Below are 15,129 nucleotides of genomic sequence, written 5' to 3' on the forward strand. Positions count from 1 at the left end.
ATATAGTAATTTTGAGTTATGTTATTGAATAAATACTTAATACTTTCTTATTTAAATTATAAAAGATTAAAGGGGAAGCCTAAAAGCTTTCCCACTCATCATCTTTAGTATTCTCTTTTACAACTTCTACTTTTGATTTTATATTTGATGTTGTTTTTATAGTTTTTTCTTTTGAAGTATCTTCTATTTTTCTATTTACTTTATTACTCTCTAAATTTTTACTCTTTACTTCATTTTTCCCAACAAACTCTTTAGCATTTGCATCTTCTACTATTAATTTAGCTATCTCATCTGCTCCCAATGCTATTTCATTTGTTTGACTTGCCACCATTGCATTTTGTTGTGTTTGTCTATCTAGTTCATTTACTGCATCATTTATTTGTTCTATTCCTGATAGTTGCTCTTTACTTGACATCTCTATATCTGATATTAGGTTTATTGTTTGTGAGATACTCTCATTCAACTCTTTATATCCTTCTATCATTGTCGAAGCTATATTTTTACCTTCATTTGCTTTTAATGTTGCAAGTTCAACTATATCTTTTATCTCTTTAGCTGCTTCTGCACTTCTTGAAGCTAAATTTCTTACTTCTTGAGCTACAACAGCAAATCCTTTTCCTGCTTCACCTGCAGTTGCTGCTTCTACTGCTGCATTTAAAGATAATATATTTGTTTGGAACGCTATATTATCTATTACACTTATTGCATCATTTACAAGATTTACTTGTGTATTTATTTCATCCATTGCTATTGTTGTTTTATTTGCCAACACTTCACCATCTTTTGCGCTAGAAGTTACATTAGAAGATATTTTTGACATTTGTGCGATACTATTTGTATTATTTCTTATATTAGAAGTTATCTCTTCTAGTGCTGCTGCTGTTTCTTCTAAAGAAGCTGCTGCTTCATTTGAACTTAGGTTTAGTTTATCTACATTTTCAAGTAGTAATCGTGAACTATTCTCTAAAGTTAATCCATTTGACTTATTCTCTTTTAGCATATCATTTATAATTGTTGAAAGGTTATTTATACCAACTGCTACTTTTCCATTATCATTTTCTATTTTTACTCTAAAGTCTAATTTACTGAAGCTATCTAATACTTCTATTATTTTATTAATATCTACACAGATATTATTCATTGTATTTTCTAGCATTTCATTAAAGTTATTCTTTAATTCTTCTAATCCTTCATTTGCTGTTATTTTTTCTATTCTTTTATTTAATTTTCCTGCTTTTACTTCTTCTACTACTCTTTTTACATCATTTATCAATGCTTCATCTTGCACTATTAAATTTTGTGTCTTTTTTATGTTCTCATTGATTACTTTTGCCATTGTTCCAAATTCATTTTGGCTATCTATTTTTATCTCTGTTGTACTTTTTGATTCTTTATTTAAAAATGCAAAAAATCCCAACAATCCATTTGATATTATTGTTAAGTTCTTACTCAACGTTCGCATATTAAACACAACTATCGCTATAATAAGTCCTAAAACAACCAAAGCAAATATCAAAGAAAAGTTTCTAACTTCATTTGCACTAGCCATATATTCTGATTGAGGAGATGCACTAATCAATACAAAATAATCATTTGTATTTCCAAATTCAAAAGTATGTGTATAAAAGTATGATGTTTTACCAGTTGCTTTTGCAATAGAATAAAATTCATAAGATTTACCCTCTTTTTGATTTTCTAAAATTTTCATTCTATCTACATCACCATTCGTAGTTCCAGCATAGTTTTTACCAACTCTCTTACCATCTGCATGAGAGATTATCGTACCATGTGGTTCTATAAATATTAAGTAACCAGTATCAAATAAAGTTATTGATGATATTTTTTTATTAATAGATTCAAGAGTAAAATCAACTCCAACAACTCCAATAACTTTATCATCAACCATAATAGGTGCTGAAATTGTAGCCATTAAAACTTTTTTTCCATCACTCATTTCATATTCGTAAGGTTCAGTTATCCCTAGTTTTTTATTTTCCAAAGCAGATTTTATGTATACATCATCTTTGTTAAACTCTGGTAAAAACTCTACATCAAATTTTCCACCATTATTTGTAACTAAAGGTTGAAAAACACCTTTTGGAGTATAGTATGGATTTTTATCAGTTCCATCATTTCTACTAAATAAATATGAATCATCTTCAAAACCTATCCAAGTAGTAAATAAGAAATCATTATTTTTCAAAATATTTTTTTGAAATTCTACCATTCCACTTTTTGTGATAAGTTCATCTGTTTTTATAGCAGTTTCTATTCTATTTACCATAGATTCAACAGCAGTTATAGTATTATCAAAAATAGCTTTTTGTTCAGCTGCATGAGCTTCAACAGTAGCTTTTATATAATTTTTAGCTTGTTCTTCCGCACTAGTATACTGAATCTTAGTAGTAAAAAATATCATTGTCCCTAATGATAAAATAACTGTACTTAACAAAATTATCAATAATTTTGTACCAAAATTTAGATTCTTCATATTGTTTCCTTTAACTCTGAATATTCATAATTATACTATTTTTTTACAAAATTTTATTTTCAAAAATATAAGTAATTTCTATATTAAGTTATTTTATCTAATTAGTTAAATTTATATTAAAGTAATTTTTCCCATCTTTATGTTCATAAACAAGAGTAAATTTATGTAAGTTCACAATAGTATTTACAATATAAAGCCCCAAACCAAAACCATTACTTCGTTTTTCTTCTTGGTAAAAAGCATCTGTATAAAACGATAGTTCATTTTTAAGAGGTTCTCCAGTAGAACCAATTTTAATAGAATTTTTATCTGCTTGCACACTTGCTTTTTTATCTTTACTAAATTTTATTGCATTATCTATTAAGTTTTTTAAAGCTATTGACATCATATAAATATCAACATCAAAACTAAAATCTTCAATTCTTGATTCTACATTTTGATTATTTATCATCATCAAATCCATTGTTTTATCAAAAATAGTTGAAAAATCTACTTTTTCCTTATAAATCATCGTATTTTTTGAAGTTAGTTTTTCCACAGTTGCAAGTTCTTTGATAATATCATCCATTCTTTTAAATGCCCTTTGAAGATTATCTCTTGCTTTTTCATCTTCTAAAGTTTCAGCAATAAACATAGCTTTCGTAATGGGTGTTTTGAGTTCGTGCATCATATTTCTCATAAATAAATCTTTTGATTTTGACTGATTATTTATTATATTTATAGCTTCATTAAAATTTCTTGCTATTGTTCCTACCTCATCACGACTTTTATAGTTTAATTTTATATCTTTATTTCCATTTGAGAATTCTATAATCTGCCTATTTAAAATTTTTAGAGGTCTTAATTTACGATTTAAAATTTCATATAAAAGTAAAAAAGTTGATAATGCTACAATAAAACCAGCTACAATAAATGCCATATTATAATTGTGTGATTTTGTATCTCTTAGCATAATATTGTAGCCATATTGTTGTACATAAATATAATAAGATTCATCATATTTATAAACCCTATAAGTTCCTAAATAATTTTGTGTAATTGTAAGTTCTTGAGCATATTTTATAATTTCTAATCTTCTATCTCTATCATCTATTGGTTTTACACTAAATTTCTTATATAGTTCAACCAACCTAGTAGGAGTAGGATGATCTTGAAAAAGTATCAAAAAGTTTTCAGCAATAAGTTCATATCTATTTTGTATATTCAACTCATGTCTTTGCTTGTCATAGCTAATAAAAGTTGCAAATGTTAAAAAAATACCTAAAAAAGCAAAAAAGAATATAATATTTACAAAAGTAGATATAGAGATATTTTTTATCATATTAATTGATAACCAATACCTCTAACTGATTTTATATATTGTCTACTATCATCAATTTTTGTCAGCTTTGTTCTAATCCTAGAAATAATTACATCAATATTTTTAAGTGATGAATCATCTTCAATATTATCACTTGTATATATAAAATCTTCTCTTGAAACAACGCCATGATTTCTTTGAATTAGTAGTTTTAAAATATCATACTCTGCTAAAGTTAAAACAAGAGAAACACCTTTAAACAATATTTGAATATCACTCTCTCTTACTTCAAAAACATTTTCTGATTGATCTTTTTTAGCTTCATTTTGGTTATCAACTCTTTTTAGAATTGTTTTTATTCTTGCTTGAAGCTCTCTTGGATTGTATGGTTTTGGAAGATAATCATCAGCACCTCTTTCTAATCCCATAACTTTATCTAAAATATCATCTCTTGCAGAACTAATAATTATAGGAATTTGAGATTTTTCTCTAATTTTTGGAATTAACTCTAATCCATCTATTTCTGGTAAAGTTAAATCTAAAATAATTAGCTGATAATCTTTACTTAAATTCAACATAGATAGTCCATTATACGGACTATCTGTTGTCGTAACTTCTATATCAAATGATTTTAAATAATCACTGATGATTTGAGCTAACTCTAAATCATCTTCAATCATAAGTATCTTAATAATGGGATATCCTTTTTATTGAATTACAAACATTATAGTTTGTCCATATCTATTTACATATATTCTTTTATGTTCATTATTATACTTTTTTAAAGCTGTTTCAATATTTGAAAAACTTTTTATTTCAGTATCTTCTATTTGAATGATAACATCGCCTGGTTGGAATCCAGATTTTTCAGCTTTTGATTTTGGTTCAACAGAAGTTATTAAAATTCCTGTTGCATCTAATGGTAGTCTATATTGCGTTATAACTTCATTATTAATAGAACTTACTTTTAATCCACCTAAAATTGTTTGATTCTCTGCTTCTGCTCCTAGAATAGAACTTCTATCACCTAAAACTATCTCTAAAGTAATATCTTTTTTATCTCTTTCTAATTCTACTTTTATCTTATCATTTGGTTTAAATGAAGCAATAGCATTCATTAAAGCAGTTCTATCTTTTATATCTTTTCCATTGATTTTATAGATTAAATCCCCTCTTTTTAAACCATATTTAAAAGCTGGTGTATCAGTTGAAATATCTAATACTATTGCCCCATCTTTTCTTTTATAAACTTGTTTTGAATCTTTATCTAAATCAGCTATTACAACACCTAAATAACCTCTTACAACTTTTCCATCACTTACAAGTTTCCCTACAACATCTTTTACCATTTCAACTGGAATTGCAAATCCAATACCATCATTTCCTCCACTTCTTGACAATATTGCAGTATTTATTCCTATTAATGCTCCACGACTATCTACCAATGCTCCTCCTGAATTTCCAGGATTTATGGAAGCATCAGTTTGAATATAGTTTTCGTATTTATTTATACCAACTTTATTTTTATTTAGTGCAGAAACTATACCCATAGTCACAGTATTTCCAACCCCAAAAGGATTCCCTATTGCAAAAGTTACATCACCAATCAAAAGAGCATTTGAATCTCCAAGTTTTATTGGTGTAAGTGCTTTACTAGAATCTATTTTAATAACAGCAATATCACTATCGCTATCCTTTCCTATTAATTTCGCACTATACTCTGTTGGATCATCACCAATAGTCACAGTTATCTCTTCTGCATTTTCAATAACATGATTATTTGTAACTATATATCCATCTTTTGTAACAATCACTCCTGAGCCTAATGATCTTTGAACTCTACTTTGTTTAAACTGATTTGTAAGGTCCTCTCCAAAAAATCTTTTGAAAAATGGATCATCGAACATCTGCAAAGGAAGATTATTCATATTTGTATTTACATTTCTTTTTGCAGAAATATTTACAATCGAATTTATTGAAGATTTAAGACTATTGTTAAAAGACAACACTTGATTTGTAGAATTTGGAACAACTCTCTCTGGATTTTTATCCATTTCTTCAAAATCAATACTCTTAGCAAATATTAAATTTGCACTTAATACAAAAATCAATAAAAGTTTTTTATTCACTTTTAGTCCTTTTTTATGAGTTTTTTATTCCAAAACAATATCTATTTTATGTAAACTATTTTCCAATATAAGGTTAATACAAAGTTAATATTTGCTTAAATTAAAAGCCTTTCTTAATCAAGGCTTTTAATTTTAATATAAATCTGTTTTTAATACAGCTCCACTACTTGCATTTGTTACAAGGCTTCTATATTGACCAAGCCAAGATGATGTAATAGGTTTTTTAATAGGTTTAAAATTTGCTTTTCTATTCTCTATTTCATCATCACTTAAATTTACAGACAAAATATATTTATCAACATCTATATGTATTTCATCTCCATCTTTAAGTAATCCTATCATTCCACCTTCAGCAGCTTCTGGACTTACGTGTCCAATACTAGCTCCTCTTGTAGCTCCACTAAATCTTCCATCAGTTATAAGTGCAACCTTATCCCCAAGTCCCATTCCCATAATAAGTGAAGTAGGAGCAAGCATCTCTTGCATACCTGGACCACCTTTTGGTCCTTCATATCTTATTACAACAACATCTCCAGCTTTTACTTTTCCACCAACTATACCTTTTATAGCTTCAGCTTGTCCATTAAAACAAACAGCTTTTCCTGTTAATGCTCTAGCACCAGTAATACCAGCAGTTTTTATAACTGCTCCCTGCAGTGCTAAATTTCCATATAAAATTGCTAAACCACCAACTTCAGAATATGGATTATCAATAGTATGAATAATATTTGTATCTTTTATAGTAGCATCTTTTATTCTTTCAAGAAGAGTATCTCCAGTAACCGTAAGATTGTCTAACAATATGTCATCACCTCTTTTTGTCATCTCTTTCATAACAGCACTTACACCACCAGCTTTATTTATATCTTCCATATGTACAGTTGTTAAAGATGGAGAAATTTTTGCAATATGAGAAACTCTTTTTGAAATAGCATTTATATCTTTTAATTCAAAATTTACTCCGGCTTCTTTTGCAATTGCTAACATATGTAAAACTGTATTTGAACTTCCACCCATAGCCATATCAACTGCAAAAGCATTTCTTACAGCTTTTTCATTTAAAATATTTCGTAGTTTAAATTTTTCTATTGAAGATTTATCAAGTGCAATTTCACAAATTCTTTTTGCTGCTTTTCTATATAGTTCTTCTCTTTCTTTAGTTAATGCTAAAATTGTTCCATTTCCAGGCAATGCTATTCCCATAGCTTCCATGAGAGTATTCATAGAATTTGCAGTAAACATTCCAGAACATGAACCACCACTTGGACAGGCATTGCACTCAATATCTTTTAACTCTTCTTCAGTTATATCTCCTGTTTCAAACTTTCCTACAGCTTCAAAAGCAGTTGCTAAATCAATAGGTGTTCCATCTTTTGTATAGCCTTTTTGCATCGCTCCTCCACTTACAAAAACTGTTGGAACATTTACTCTTAAAGCTCCCATTATCATACCAGGAACTATTTTATCGCAATTTGGAATAGCTATCATAGCATCAAGTTTATGTGCATTCATAACTGTTTCTATAGAATTTGCAATTAATTCTCTTGATGGAAGAGAAAAAAGCATTCCGTCATGTCCCATCGCAATACCATCATCAACCCCAATAGTATTAAATTCAAAAGGAACACAACCATTTTTTCTAATTTCATCTTTTATAATAGCTGATACTTTATCTAAGAAAAAATGTCCAGGTATTAACTCTATAAATGAATTAGCAACACCAATGAATGGTTTATTAAAATCTTCATCTTTTAATCCTGTTGCTCTTAATAACGATCTATGTGGAGTTCTATCAAACCCCTTTTTTATCTCATCACTTCTCATATTTATCCTTATAAAAATATGCCTTGATTATACAAATATTCCTTTTCAAATTTCATTAAAAATGATATTTTTTTACAAATTATAAAATTTTTTCAAAAAACCCTTGACAAATAAAAAAAAACCTATTATAATTCCAGTCCATTTTAAGTAGAAGCTTAAAATTGAGTTCTAAAATTTTGTGCGAGTGTGGCGGAATAGGTAGACGCGCGGGACTTAAAATCCCGTTCCGGTTTCGGAGTGTGAGTTCGATTCTCACCATTCGCACCATTTTTATTTATAGAGAGTTGACAGAGTTGGTCGAATGTACCGGTTTTGAAAACCGGCGAGGTGCAAGCCTCCGAGGGTTCGAATCCCTCACTCTCTGTTGTTTTTAAATCTATCAACACAAATCATAATATATTTGTTTTTTTATGGAGCTATAGCAAAGTTGGTAATGCCTCGGATTGCAAATCCGACATGCGTTGGTTCGAGTCCGACTAGCTCCTCCACTTCTCAATTTCTTATATATTTCAAAAAAAATTCAAATAAATCTCTTTAATACACAATTATTTCACAGTAATTTTGGTAATATTCCGAAATTTATTAAAAAAAGGATTTAGAATGAAAAAAGTATTATTAGCAACAACTGTAGCATTAGCACTATTTACTGGGTGTAATGAAGATAAAAAACCTGAAACTCAAACAGAGGCTCCAAAAACTGAAGTTACAAAAACTGTTGATGCTGTAAAAGACGAAGTTAAAACAGCTACTGAAGAAACAAAAGATTCAATCAAAGAAACTGCTGAAGAACTACAAGATAAAGCTTCAGAAAAAATTGATGAAGCAAAAGATAGTATAAATGAAACTAAAGAAGAAGTAAAAGATACTATTGAAGATGCTAAAGAAGCAGTAAATAACCACTTAAACCACGAAAAAAAATAATCTTCAAAATGTAAATCCGTAAAATTACGGATTTTACATTTCTTACAAAGTATTCTAAATAAACTTTTAAGTTAATTAATTGTTAAAAATAGATATAATCTCCAATTTACATAAGGAGAGAATATGGCAAATAAAACTCAAATAGATGAATTAAAAATTACTCTTTTAAATAGAAAAGAGACTATTTTAAACAATGTTAGAAATAGCAGGGAAAATATAGACCAACTAAAAGATCAGGACTTGAATGATGAACTTGATTATGCTGATTTTGTAAGTGATTCTTTTACTGAAGGAATGATTGCGAATCATCAATTAGACGAATTAAATCAAATAGAAGAAGCATTAAAAAAAATAAATGCAGGGACATATGGAATTTGTGATATGTGTGGAATAAATATTCCCATTGGAAGACTAAAAGCAAAACCATTTGCAAAATTTTGTACAGAATGTAGAACTGTTTATGAACAAGAACAACTAAAAAGAGTAGCATATTGATAAAAAGAGTTTATCCACTAAATGATAAAACTCTAAATTTTAGATTTTTACAGAACGAAGAAGATTTTATAGTAGAAGAAGAACCTATAAAATTCTCAAATCATGGGAATTTTTTGGTTCTAAAAGTTAAAAAAAGAAATTGTGATACTTGGGAATTAATTGATAGATTATCTAAATTTTTGGGTATCTATTCAAATGAAATAGGTTATGCTGGATTAAAAGATAAACGAGCAACAACAACTCAATATATAACTATCCCAAAAAAATACTCAAAAGAAATTAGTAATTTTAAATCAAAAAAAATAGAAATCTTAAATACTTATTTACACAATAAAAGACTAAATATTGGTGATTTAGAAGCAAATAGATTTAAAATAAATCTACATGAAGTTGAGTTACAAGAACTATTTCATATAGAAAAAATTTTAAAACTTATATCAAGAGATGGTATGCCAAACTATTTTGGCTATCAAAGATTTGGAAAAGAGATAAAAGAAAATCTTTTAAAAGCAAAAGAGTTATTATTTGGTGAATCAAAAATAAAAGATAAAAAACTTACAAAAATGTTAATCTTAGCTTATCAAAGTTCATTTTTTAATGCTTGGTTAGTTGAAAGATTGAAACTCGATAAAAATGGCTTTAAATTATTAGATGGTGATATATTTTTTGAAATAAAAAATCAAAAATACTTTACTTCAAAAACAATAAATGAGAAAATTCTAAGCGATTTTAAACAACAAAACATAACTCCAACTGGTCTTTTACCTGGAAGAGATGTATTTAAAGCAAGAGATAAAGCTCTTAAAATAGAACAAAAATATGATGACAGCGAAATATATGAAAAAGGATATAGAAGAGAAGCTATTGTTTTTCCAAAAGATATTACTTGCAAATACAATAAAGAAACAAAAATTTGTAGCCTAGATTTTGTTTTACCAAAAGGCTCTTATGCTACAGTTTTGATAGAATTTTTAGCTAATAGAAATTTATCTTAATAGAAAGATTTTAATCTCTCTATTAATTACTAAGGTAAAGTTATATAATCTGAGTCAAAATATATTTTATTATCTATTGCGATAAGTCTTTTTTCATTATCAAAGCTAAATTCATATACAGTATCACTCATAAAATCATCAGATATATTTATTAAAAAGCCTTGAGATTCAACTGCATATAAAGAATCACTATATGCTAAAGCATGAAATTTTGCATATTTATATTTTCTTTTTGCAAGTTCTTCCAATTTTGTATTAAGTTTTATAATGTGTCCATCAACTGTTGCTACATACACATACCCATTTTTTACAATAACATCTCTTAACTCATAATCTTTACTTGAAATCTCTCTTGCTGAAACAGAAATCAACTTATTTGGACTAGCAATAATCAAGGTTTCACTATCTTTTTCTACTTCTAAATTTATAACATTATTAAATTCGTTATCTGGATCGACAGCTACATTTCTTACTGCTTCATTTGTAACTAAAGATACAATTATTACTTTTCCATTTAAAGTTGGAAATAAAACTAAACTACCCATAAAAACTGGATTTGCAATTCTTGTATCATTTGCTAATGATATTGTTGAATATTCTTTAAATAAAGTTTTAGAAGAACTTTCATCTATTAATTCAACTGAATTATTAGAATATAATAATGCTAATTTATCACCTTGCTTTGAAGCAGCAACAACAACATCACTAACCACTCTTTCATTTTCACCAATTAAAATTTTATCTATATAGTTTGTAGCAATTACTTCACCACTTTCAGTGAAATTTATAAATTCAAAACCTTCTGGAAGTTTAATTTGAGAAACTCCTTGTTTTGTAATGATTTCATTATCATTTAGTGTAGCACCAACTCTGTTCATAGATTTTATAGAAGATGACATTGATTTTTTATTCAACTCAATATTATTACTAGTTTCTTCTGGCTCATAATATTTTTTACCAGAACAAGCTGTAAAAAGAGCAACTGCAAAAATGGCAAATATAATAGACTTCATTTTTATTCCTTATTTTGTAACTAAATAGTGTTTTAAAAGATTTGCTAACTCAGATGCTCTTGAATCTTTAGATATTTGTTCTAATAGCTCTTTTGCTTCTATATATTTTTGATCATTTACTAAAATCAAGGCTCTATTAAAAATTGCATAATCTTTTAATAAAAAATCACTTTTTTTTGCTAATACATCTAATTCATTTGAATTAGAATTTATAACTGCAACTTGATAATCAAGTATATCTTTAAGATATTTTAATGATATATCACTGTTTTTTTGTTCTTTTTTAGCATCTAAATATAGAGCAATTTCATATAGATTTTTATTTTTATCTTTTAAAATTTCTAGAGCTTGTTTATCATTAGTCTCTAAATATTTATTTAAAGCAACATTTGCATCATATAAATTAGATTTATCAACACCATTTTTTATAAAATACCCAATAGTTCCAATAACAAGCACTAAAACTAAAACAAAAATAATATTTCTGTATTTTTTAAAAAATCTCTCAGTTTTTACAAAGCTCTCTAAAAACTTTTCTTCATTGCTTAATTCATTTTTGATGTAATTTACATCATCTTTTATACTCATATCTCTAACCTTTTTGAAAAGTAGTTGATATATTACAAAATTTTTAATAAAATATTACTTTTATAATCTTTTTTGTATAATTATGACCTATAAATTTTAAGGATTATTATAAGATGAATAAACTATTAATAGCTTCTACTATTGCATTTGTACTATCTCAAAATATATTTGCAAAAGATACAAAACCAAAAGAAAATGAACAAACAAGATTTGAATCTTTATCAAAATTAACAAAGGTAATAGGTACTGTTGAAAAATATTATGTTGATGATATAAAATTACAAGAAATTGTTGATAAAACATTAAAAGGATTGATGCAAGAGCTTGATGCACACTCTAGCTATTTAGATAAAAAAGCAAGTAAAGAGATGAGTATTCAAACTCAAGGAGAGTTTGGTGGACTTGGAATAACTGTAGGTATGAGAGATGGAGCTTTAACTGTTATATCTCCAATAGATGATACTCCAGCATATAAAGCAGGTATTAAATCTCTTGATATTATTTTAAAAATAAATGAAACTTCTACTATTGGAATGACTTTAGACGAAGCAGTAAATATGATGAGAGGTGAACCAAAAACAGACATAGAGATAACTGTTGTAAGGAAAGGTGAATTAAAACCATTAGAGTTTAAACTTCAAAGGGATATCATCAAAGTTCAATCTGTTTTTGCTAAAAAAATAGAAGATGAAGATGTTTTATACCTTAGAATCTCAAGTTTTGATACAAAAGTTTCAACAGAACTAGAAAAAGCTATAAAAGAAAATAAAAATGCAAAAGGAATTATTTTGGATTTAAGAAATAATCCTGGTGGATTATTAAATCAAGCTATCGGTGTTGTTGATATGTTTGTAAAAAGTGGTGTGATTGTTTCACAAAAAGGAAGAGATGCTTCAGATGAAGAGAAATTTGAAGCTACAAAATTTGGTACGAAAACAGATTTACCTTTGGTTGTTCTAGTAAATGAAGGTTCAGCTTCAGCTTCAGAAATTGTTAGTGGTTCTTTACAAGATCACAAAAGAGCAGTTGTTATTGGAGAAAAAACTTTTGGTAAAGGTTCAGTTCAAGCAGTATTACCAATAGATAACGAAAGAACAGAAAATATAAAATTAACTATTGCAAAGTATTACTTACCAAGTGGAAGAACTATTCAAGCGTTAGGAGTAACTCCTGATATTATAGTAAGTGCTGGAAAAGTTGTACAAAATGATGATAACTCTTTGAAAATAAAAGAGGCTGATTTGAAAAAGCATCTTGAAGGTGAACTAGAAAAAGTTGTTGATAAAAAAGATGAAGCACTAAAAAAAGAAGAAAAAGCTATAAAAGATGAAAGTAAAACAACAATATCAAAAGAAGATTTACTTGAAGATAATCAATTAAATACATCACTAGCGATATTAAAAAGTTTAATTATAATGAATAAATAGGAAGTTTTATGAAAATAGAAGAGATTAAAAAACTTGGTCTTTGGCCAGAATCAAAAAAAACTACAAATAAAAAAGGGATAGATGAGCTAGAAAGTATTGGTTACAATCTATTTTATATAGGTAAGAATGCTGATTTATATAGTTGCCCAGGTGATGAGGCAAAAACTCTACTTGTAAGAAGTGATAGAACTTCTGTTTTTGATATTCCTTTAAATTTAGAAATAGAAGGAAAAGGTATAATCCAAACTTCAATTTCAAATTTTGGAGCAGATTTTGCTAAAAAATCTGGGATAAGAACTGCTATATTATCACAAACTGTTGATAAAGCTTTAAAAGTTTATCCAAGATGTCAATTGATGGAACTTTGTAAACCATTGGAAGCAAACATTGATAATGAGGTTGTTCAGTTTGAATTAATTTTTAGGAATTATCTAACTGGCTCTTTATTCGATGCATGTCAAAATGGTATAGATCCTTATGGATTAAATCTTCCTTCAAATTTAAAACAATGGCATCAATTTGAAACTCCACTATTTACACCCACTACAAAAGGAGTTAAAGATATTCCTTTAAATTCACAAAAAGTAAAAGACACTTTTCCTGAAATAATCTCTAGCTTAGAAAAACTATTTAAAGATTTTACTACTTTTGCTTATGAAAGAGGTATTGTTGTAGTTGATACAAAATTTGAGATTTTTGTAAATAGTGATGGTGAATGGGTTTTAGGAGATGAAGTTTTAACTCCAGAAAGTTCAAGATTTATAGCAAGAGAAGATTTTGAAGAAGAAAATTTTACTTCTATGGATAAACAAATTTTAAGAGATTTTGGAAAAGAGAGTAATTGGAAAGAACAAGCTAAATCTTTAAAAACTGGTGAAAAACTTGAAGTTAATGTTCCAAAAGAGATAAAAGATAAAATTTTGAGTGGTTATAGCACAATTTTAGAAAGATTAAGCAAATAAAAAATTGGATATAATCCAAAAAAACAAGTTAAAGGTAATAATAAAATGAAAGCAATAGTGAATGTAGGTTTAAAAAAAGGTGTTTTAGATGATCAAGGGAAAGCAATAAATCATGCTTTAGGAACACTTGGATTTAAAGATTTAATCTCTGATGTTAGAGTTGGAAAACAAATAATAATTGAACTAAATTCAACTGACGAAAATAGTGCAAAAATCGAAGTTACAAAAATGTGTGAAAAACTTTTAGCAAATACTGTGATTGAAGATTACACAATAGAAATAGTAGGTTAATTATGAAAGTAGCAGTTCTACAATTTCCAGGGACAAACTGTGAATTTGATGCAAAATATGCTTTTGAAAAATTAGGTTGTGAAGTTAATGTAATTTGGCATAAAGAAACAAAACTTCCAGAAAATACTGATTTAGTTGTAGTTCCAGGTGGATTTTCTTATGGAGATTATTTAAGAAGTGGTGCTATTGCTAGATTTGCAAATATTATGGATGATGTAAAAAAATTTGCACAAAATGGTGGAAAAGTTTTAGGTATTTGTAATGGTTTTCAAATATTGTTAGAAGCTGGATTATTACCAGGAGCTATGAAAAGAAACGATACTTTACACTTTATTTCTAAACATCATAATTTAAAAGTAGTAAACAATGACAATACATTTTTACAGCTATTAAATGTAAATGATGTTGTAAATATACCTGTTGCTCATCATGATGGAAATTATTTTATAGATGAAAATGGGCTAAAAGATTTAGAAAAAAACAATCAAATACTATTAAAATATTGTGATTCAAATGGAAATTTATCAAATATGAATGGTTCAGTCTCAAATATTGCTGGAATTTGTAATAAAGAGAGAAATGTTTTTGGACTTATGCCTCATCCAGAACGAGCGATAGAAGATATTTTAGGTTCAACAGATGGTGTAAATATGTTGAAAGGTTTTTTAAAATAGGGAGAATCTCTATTTTAAT

14 protein-coding genes and 3 tRNA genes are annotated in these 15,129 nt (G+C 27.5%); 10 read left to right on the forward strand and 7 right to left on the reverse strand.

What is annotated here, in order from left to right; genetic code table 11:
• Positions 1-79 precede the first annotated feature (79 nt).
• From ACNSOS_RS05545 to ilvD, 5 genes are all read right to left on the reverse strand, one after another.
• Positions 80-2,491, reverse strand: a complete 2,412-nt coding sequence (locus ACNSOS_RS05545) for a methyl-accepting chemotaxis protein (RefSeq protein WP_418186247.1) — start codon at positions 2,489-2,491, stop codon at positions 80-82.
• A gap of 97 nt (positions 2,492-2,588) precedes the next feature.
• Positions 2,589-3,812, reverse strand: coding sequence for an ArsS family sensor histidine kinase (locus ACNSOS_RS05550; protein WP_418186248.1), 1,224 nt, complete (start codon positions 3,810-3,812; stop codon positions 2,589-2,591).
• Positions 3,809-4,486: a response regulator transcription factor gene (locus ACNSOS_RS05555; protein WP_258238169.1), complete on the reverse strand. Its 678-nt coding sequence runs from the start codon at positions 4,484-4,486 to the stop codon at positions 3,809-3,811. The genes ACNSOS_RS05550 and ACNSOS_RS05555 overlap by 4 nt, the downstream gene beginning before the upstream one ends.
• A gap of 12 nt (positions 4,487-4,498) precedes the next feature.
• Positions 4,499-5,920, reverse strand: coding sequence for a Do family serine endopeptidase (locus ACNSOS_RS05560; protein ID WP_418186249.1), 1,422 nt, complete (start codon positions 5,918-5,920; stop codon positions 4,499-4,501).
• 132 nt (positions 5,921-6,052) lie between these two features.
• On the reverse strand, positions 6,053-7,744 hold the full coding sequence (ilvD, locus tag ACNSOS_RS05565) for a dihydroxy-acid dehydratase (RefSeq protein WP_418186250.1): 1,692 nt from the start codon (positions 7,742-7,744) through the stop codon (positions 6,053-6,055).
• A gap of 180 nt (positions 7,745-7,924) precedes the next feature.
• Between ilvD and ACNSOS_RS05570 the strand changes: the two genes are divergently transcribed.
• The 6 genes from ACNSOS_RS05570 (at position 7,925) to ACNSOS_RS05595 (ending at position 10,155) form a co-directional block, all read left to right on the forward strand.
• A tRNA-Leu gene (locus ACNSOS_RS05570) sits at positions 7,925-8,011 on the forward strand.
• 11 nt (positions 8,012-8,022) lie between these two features.
• A tRNA-Ser gene (locus ACNSOS_RS05575) sits at positions 8,023-8,108 on the forward strand.
• A gap of 48 nt (positions 8,109-8,156) precedes the next feature.
• Positions 8,157-8,232, forward strand: a tRNA-Cys gene (locus tag ACNSOS_RS05580).
• Positions 8,233-8,344: 112 nt separating this feature from the next.
• Positions 8,345-8,665 (forward strand): YtxH domain-containing protein, encoded by a 321-nt coding sequence (locus tag ACNSOS_RS05585; protein WP_113895203.1) that lies wholly within the window; start codon positions 8,345-8,347, stop codon positions 8,663-8,665.
• A gap of 123 nt (positions 8,666-8,788) precedes the next feature.
• Positions 8,789-9,160, forward strand: a complete 372-nt coding sequence (gene dksA, locus ACNSOS_RS05590) for an RNA polymerase-binding protein DksA (RefSeq protein ID WP_113895202.1) — start codon at positions 8,789-8,791, stop codon at positions 9,158-9,160.
• Positions 9,157-10,155, forward strand: coding sequence for a tRNA pseudouridine(13) synthase TruD (locus ACNSOS_RS05595; RefSeq protein WP_418186251.1), 999 nt, complete (start codon positions 9,157-9,159; stop codon positions 10,153-10,155). Before dksA ends, ACNSOS_RS05595 begins: the two co-directional genes overlap by 4 nt.
• A gap of 29 nt (positions 10,156-10,184) precedes the next feature.
• On the opposite strand, the gene ACNSOS_RS05600 is transcribed toward ACNSOS_RS05595, so the two are convergent.
• Complete coding sequence (locus tag ACNSOS_RS05600) at positions 10,185-11,168, reverse strand: hypothetical protein (protein ID WP_113910031.1); 984 nt, start codon at positions 11,166-11,168, stop codon at positions 10,185-10,187.
• Between the two features lie 9 nt (positions 11,169-11,177).
• The gene (locus ACNSOS_RS05605; RefSeq protein WP_418186252.1) at positions 11,178-11,756 is read right to left on the reverse strand and encodes a hypothetical protein; all 579 of its coding nucleotides are present in this window, start codon (positions 11,754-11,756) and stop codon (positions 11,178-11,180) included.
• A 113-nt stretch (positions 11,757-11,869) separates the two neighbouring features.
• Here ACNSOS_RS05605 and ACNSOS_RS05610 point away from each other — a divergent pair, with 113 nt between their 5' ends.
• Genes ACNSOS_RS05610 through purQ form a run of 4 tightly spaced genes read left to right on the forward strand, consistent with a single transcriptional unit; the run spans position 11,870 to position 15,110 of the window.
• Entirely contained in the window at positions 11,870-13,183 is a 1,314-nt protein-coding gene (locus tag ACNSOS_RS05610) for a S41 family peptidase (protein WP_418186253.1), read from the forward strand.
• 8 nt (positions 13,184-13,191) lie between these two features.
• On the forward strand, positions 13,192-14,145 hold the full coding sequence (locus ACNSOS_RS05615) for a phosphoribosylaminoimidazolesuccinocarboxamide synthase (RefSeq protein ID WP_418186254.1): 954 nt from the start codon (positions 13,192-13,194) through the stop codon (positions 14,143-14,145).
• A 45-nt stretch (positions 14,146-14,190) separates the two neighbouring features.
• Positions 14,191-14,436: a phosphoribosylformylglycinamidine synthase subunit PurS gene (gene purS / locus ACNSOS_RS05620; protein WP_113910028.1), complete on the forward strand. Its 246-nt coding sequence runs from the start codon at positions 14,191-14,193 to the stop codon at positions 14,434-14,436.
• A gap of 2 nt (positions 14,437-14,438) precedes the next feature.
• Positions 14,439-15,110: a phosphoribosylformylglycinamidine synthase subunit PurQ gene (purQ, locus tag ACNSOS_RS05625; protein WP_418186255.1), complete on the forward strand. Its 672-nt coding sequence runs from the start codon at positions 14,439-14,441 to the stop codon at positions 15,108-15,110.
• The last annotated feature ends 19 nt before the right edge of the window (positions 15,111-15,129 follow it).

This window comes from Aliarcobacter vitoriensis, assembly GCF_048320235.1.
Classification (GTDB): domain Bacteria; phylum Campylobacterota; class Campylobacteria; order Campylobacterales; family Arcobacteraceae; genus Aliarcobacter; species Aliarcobacter vitoriensis.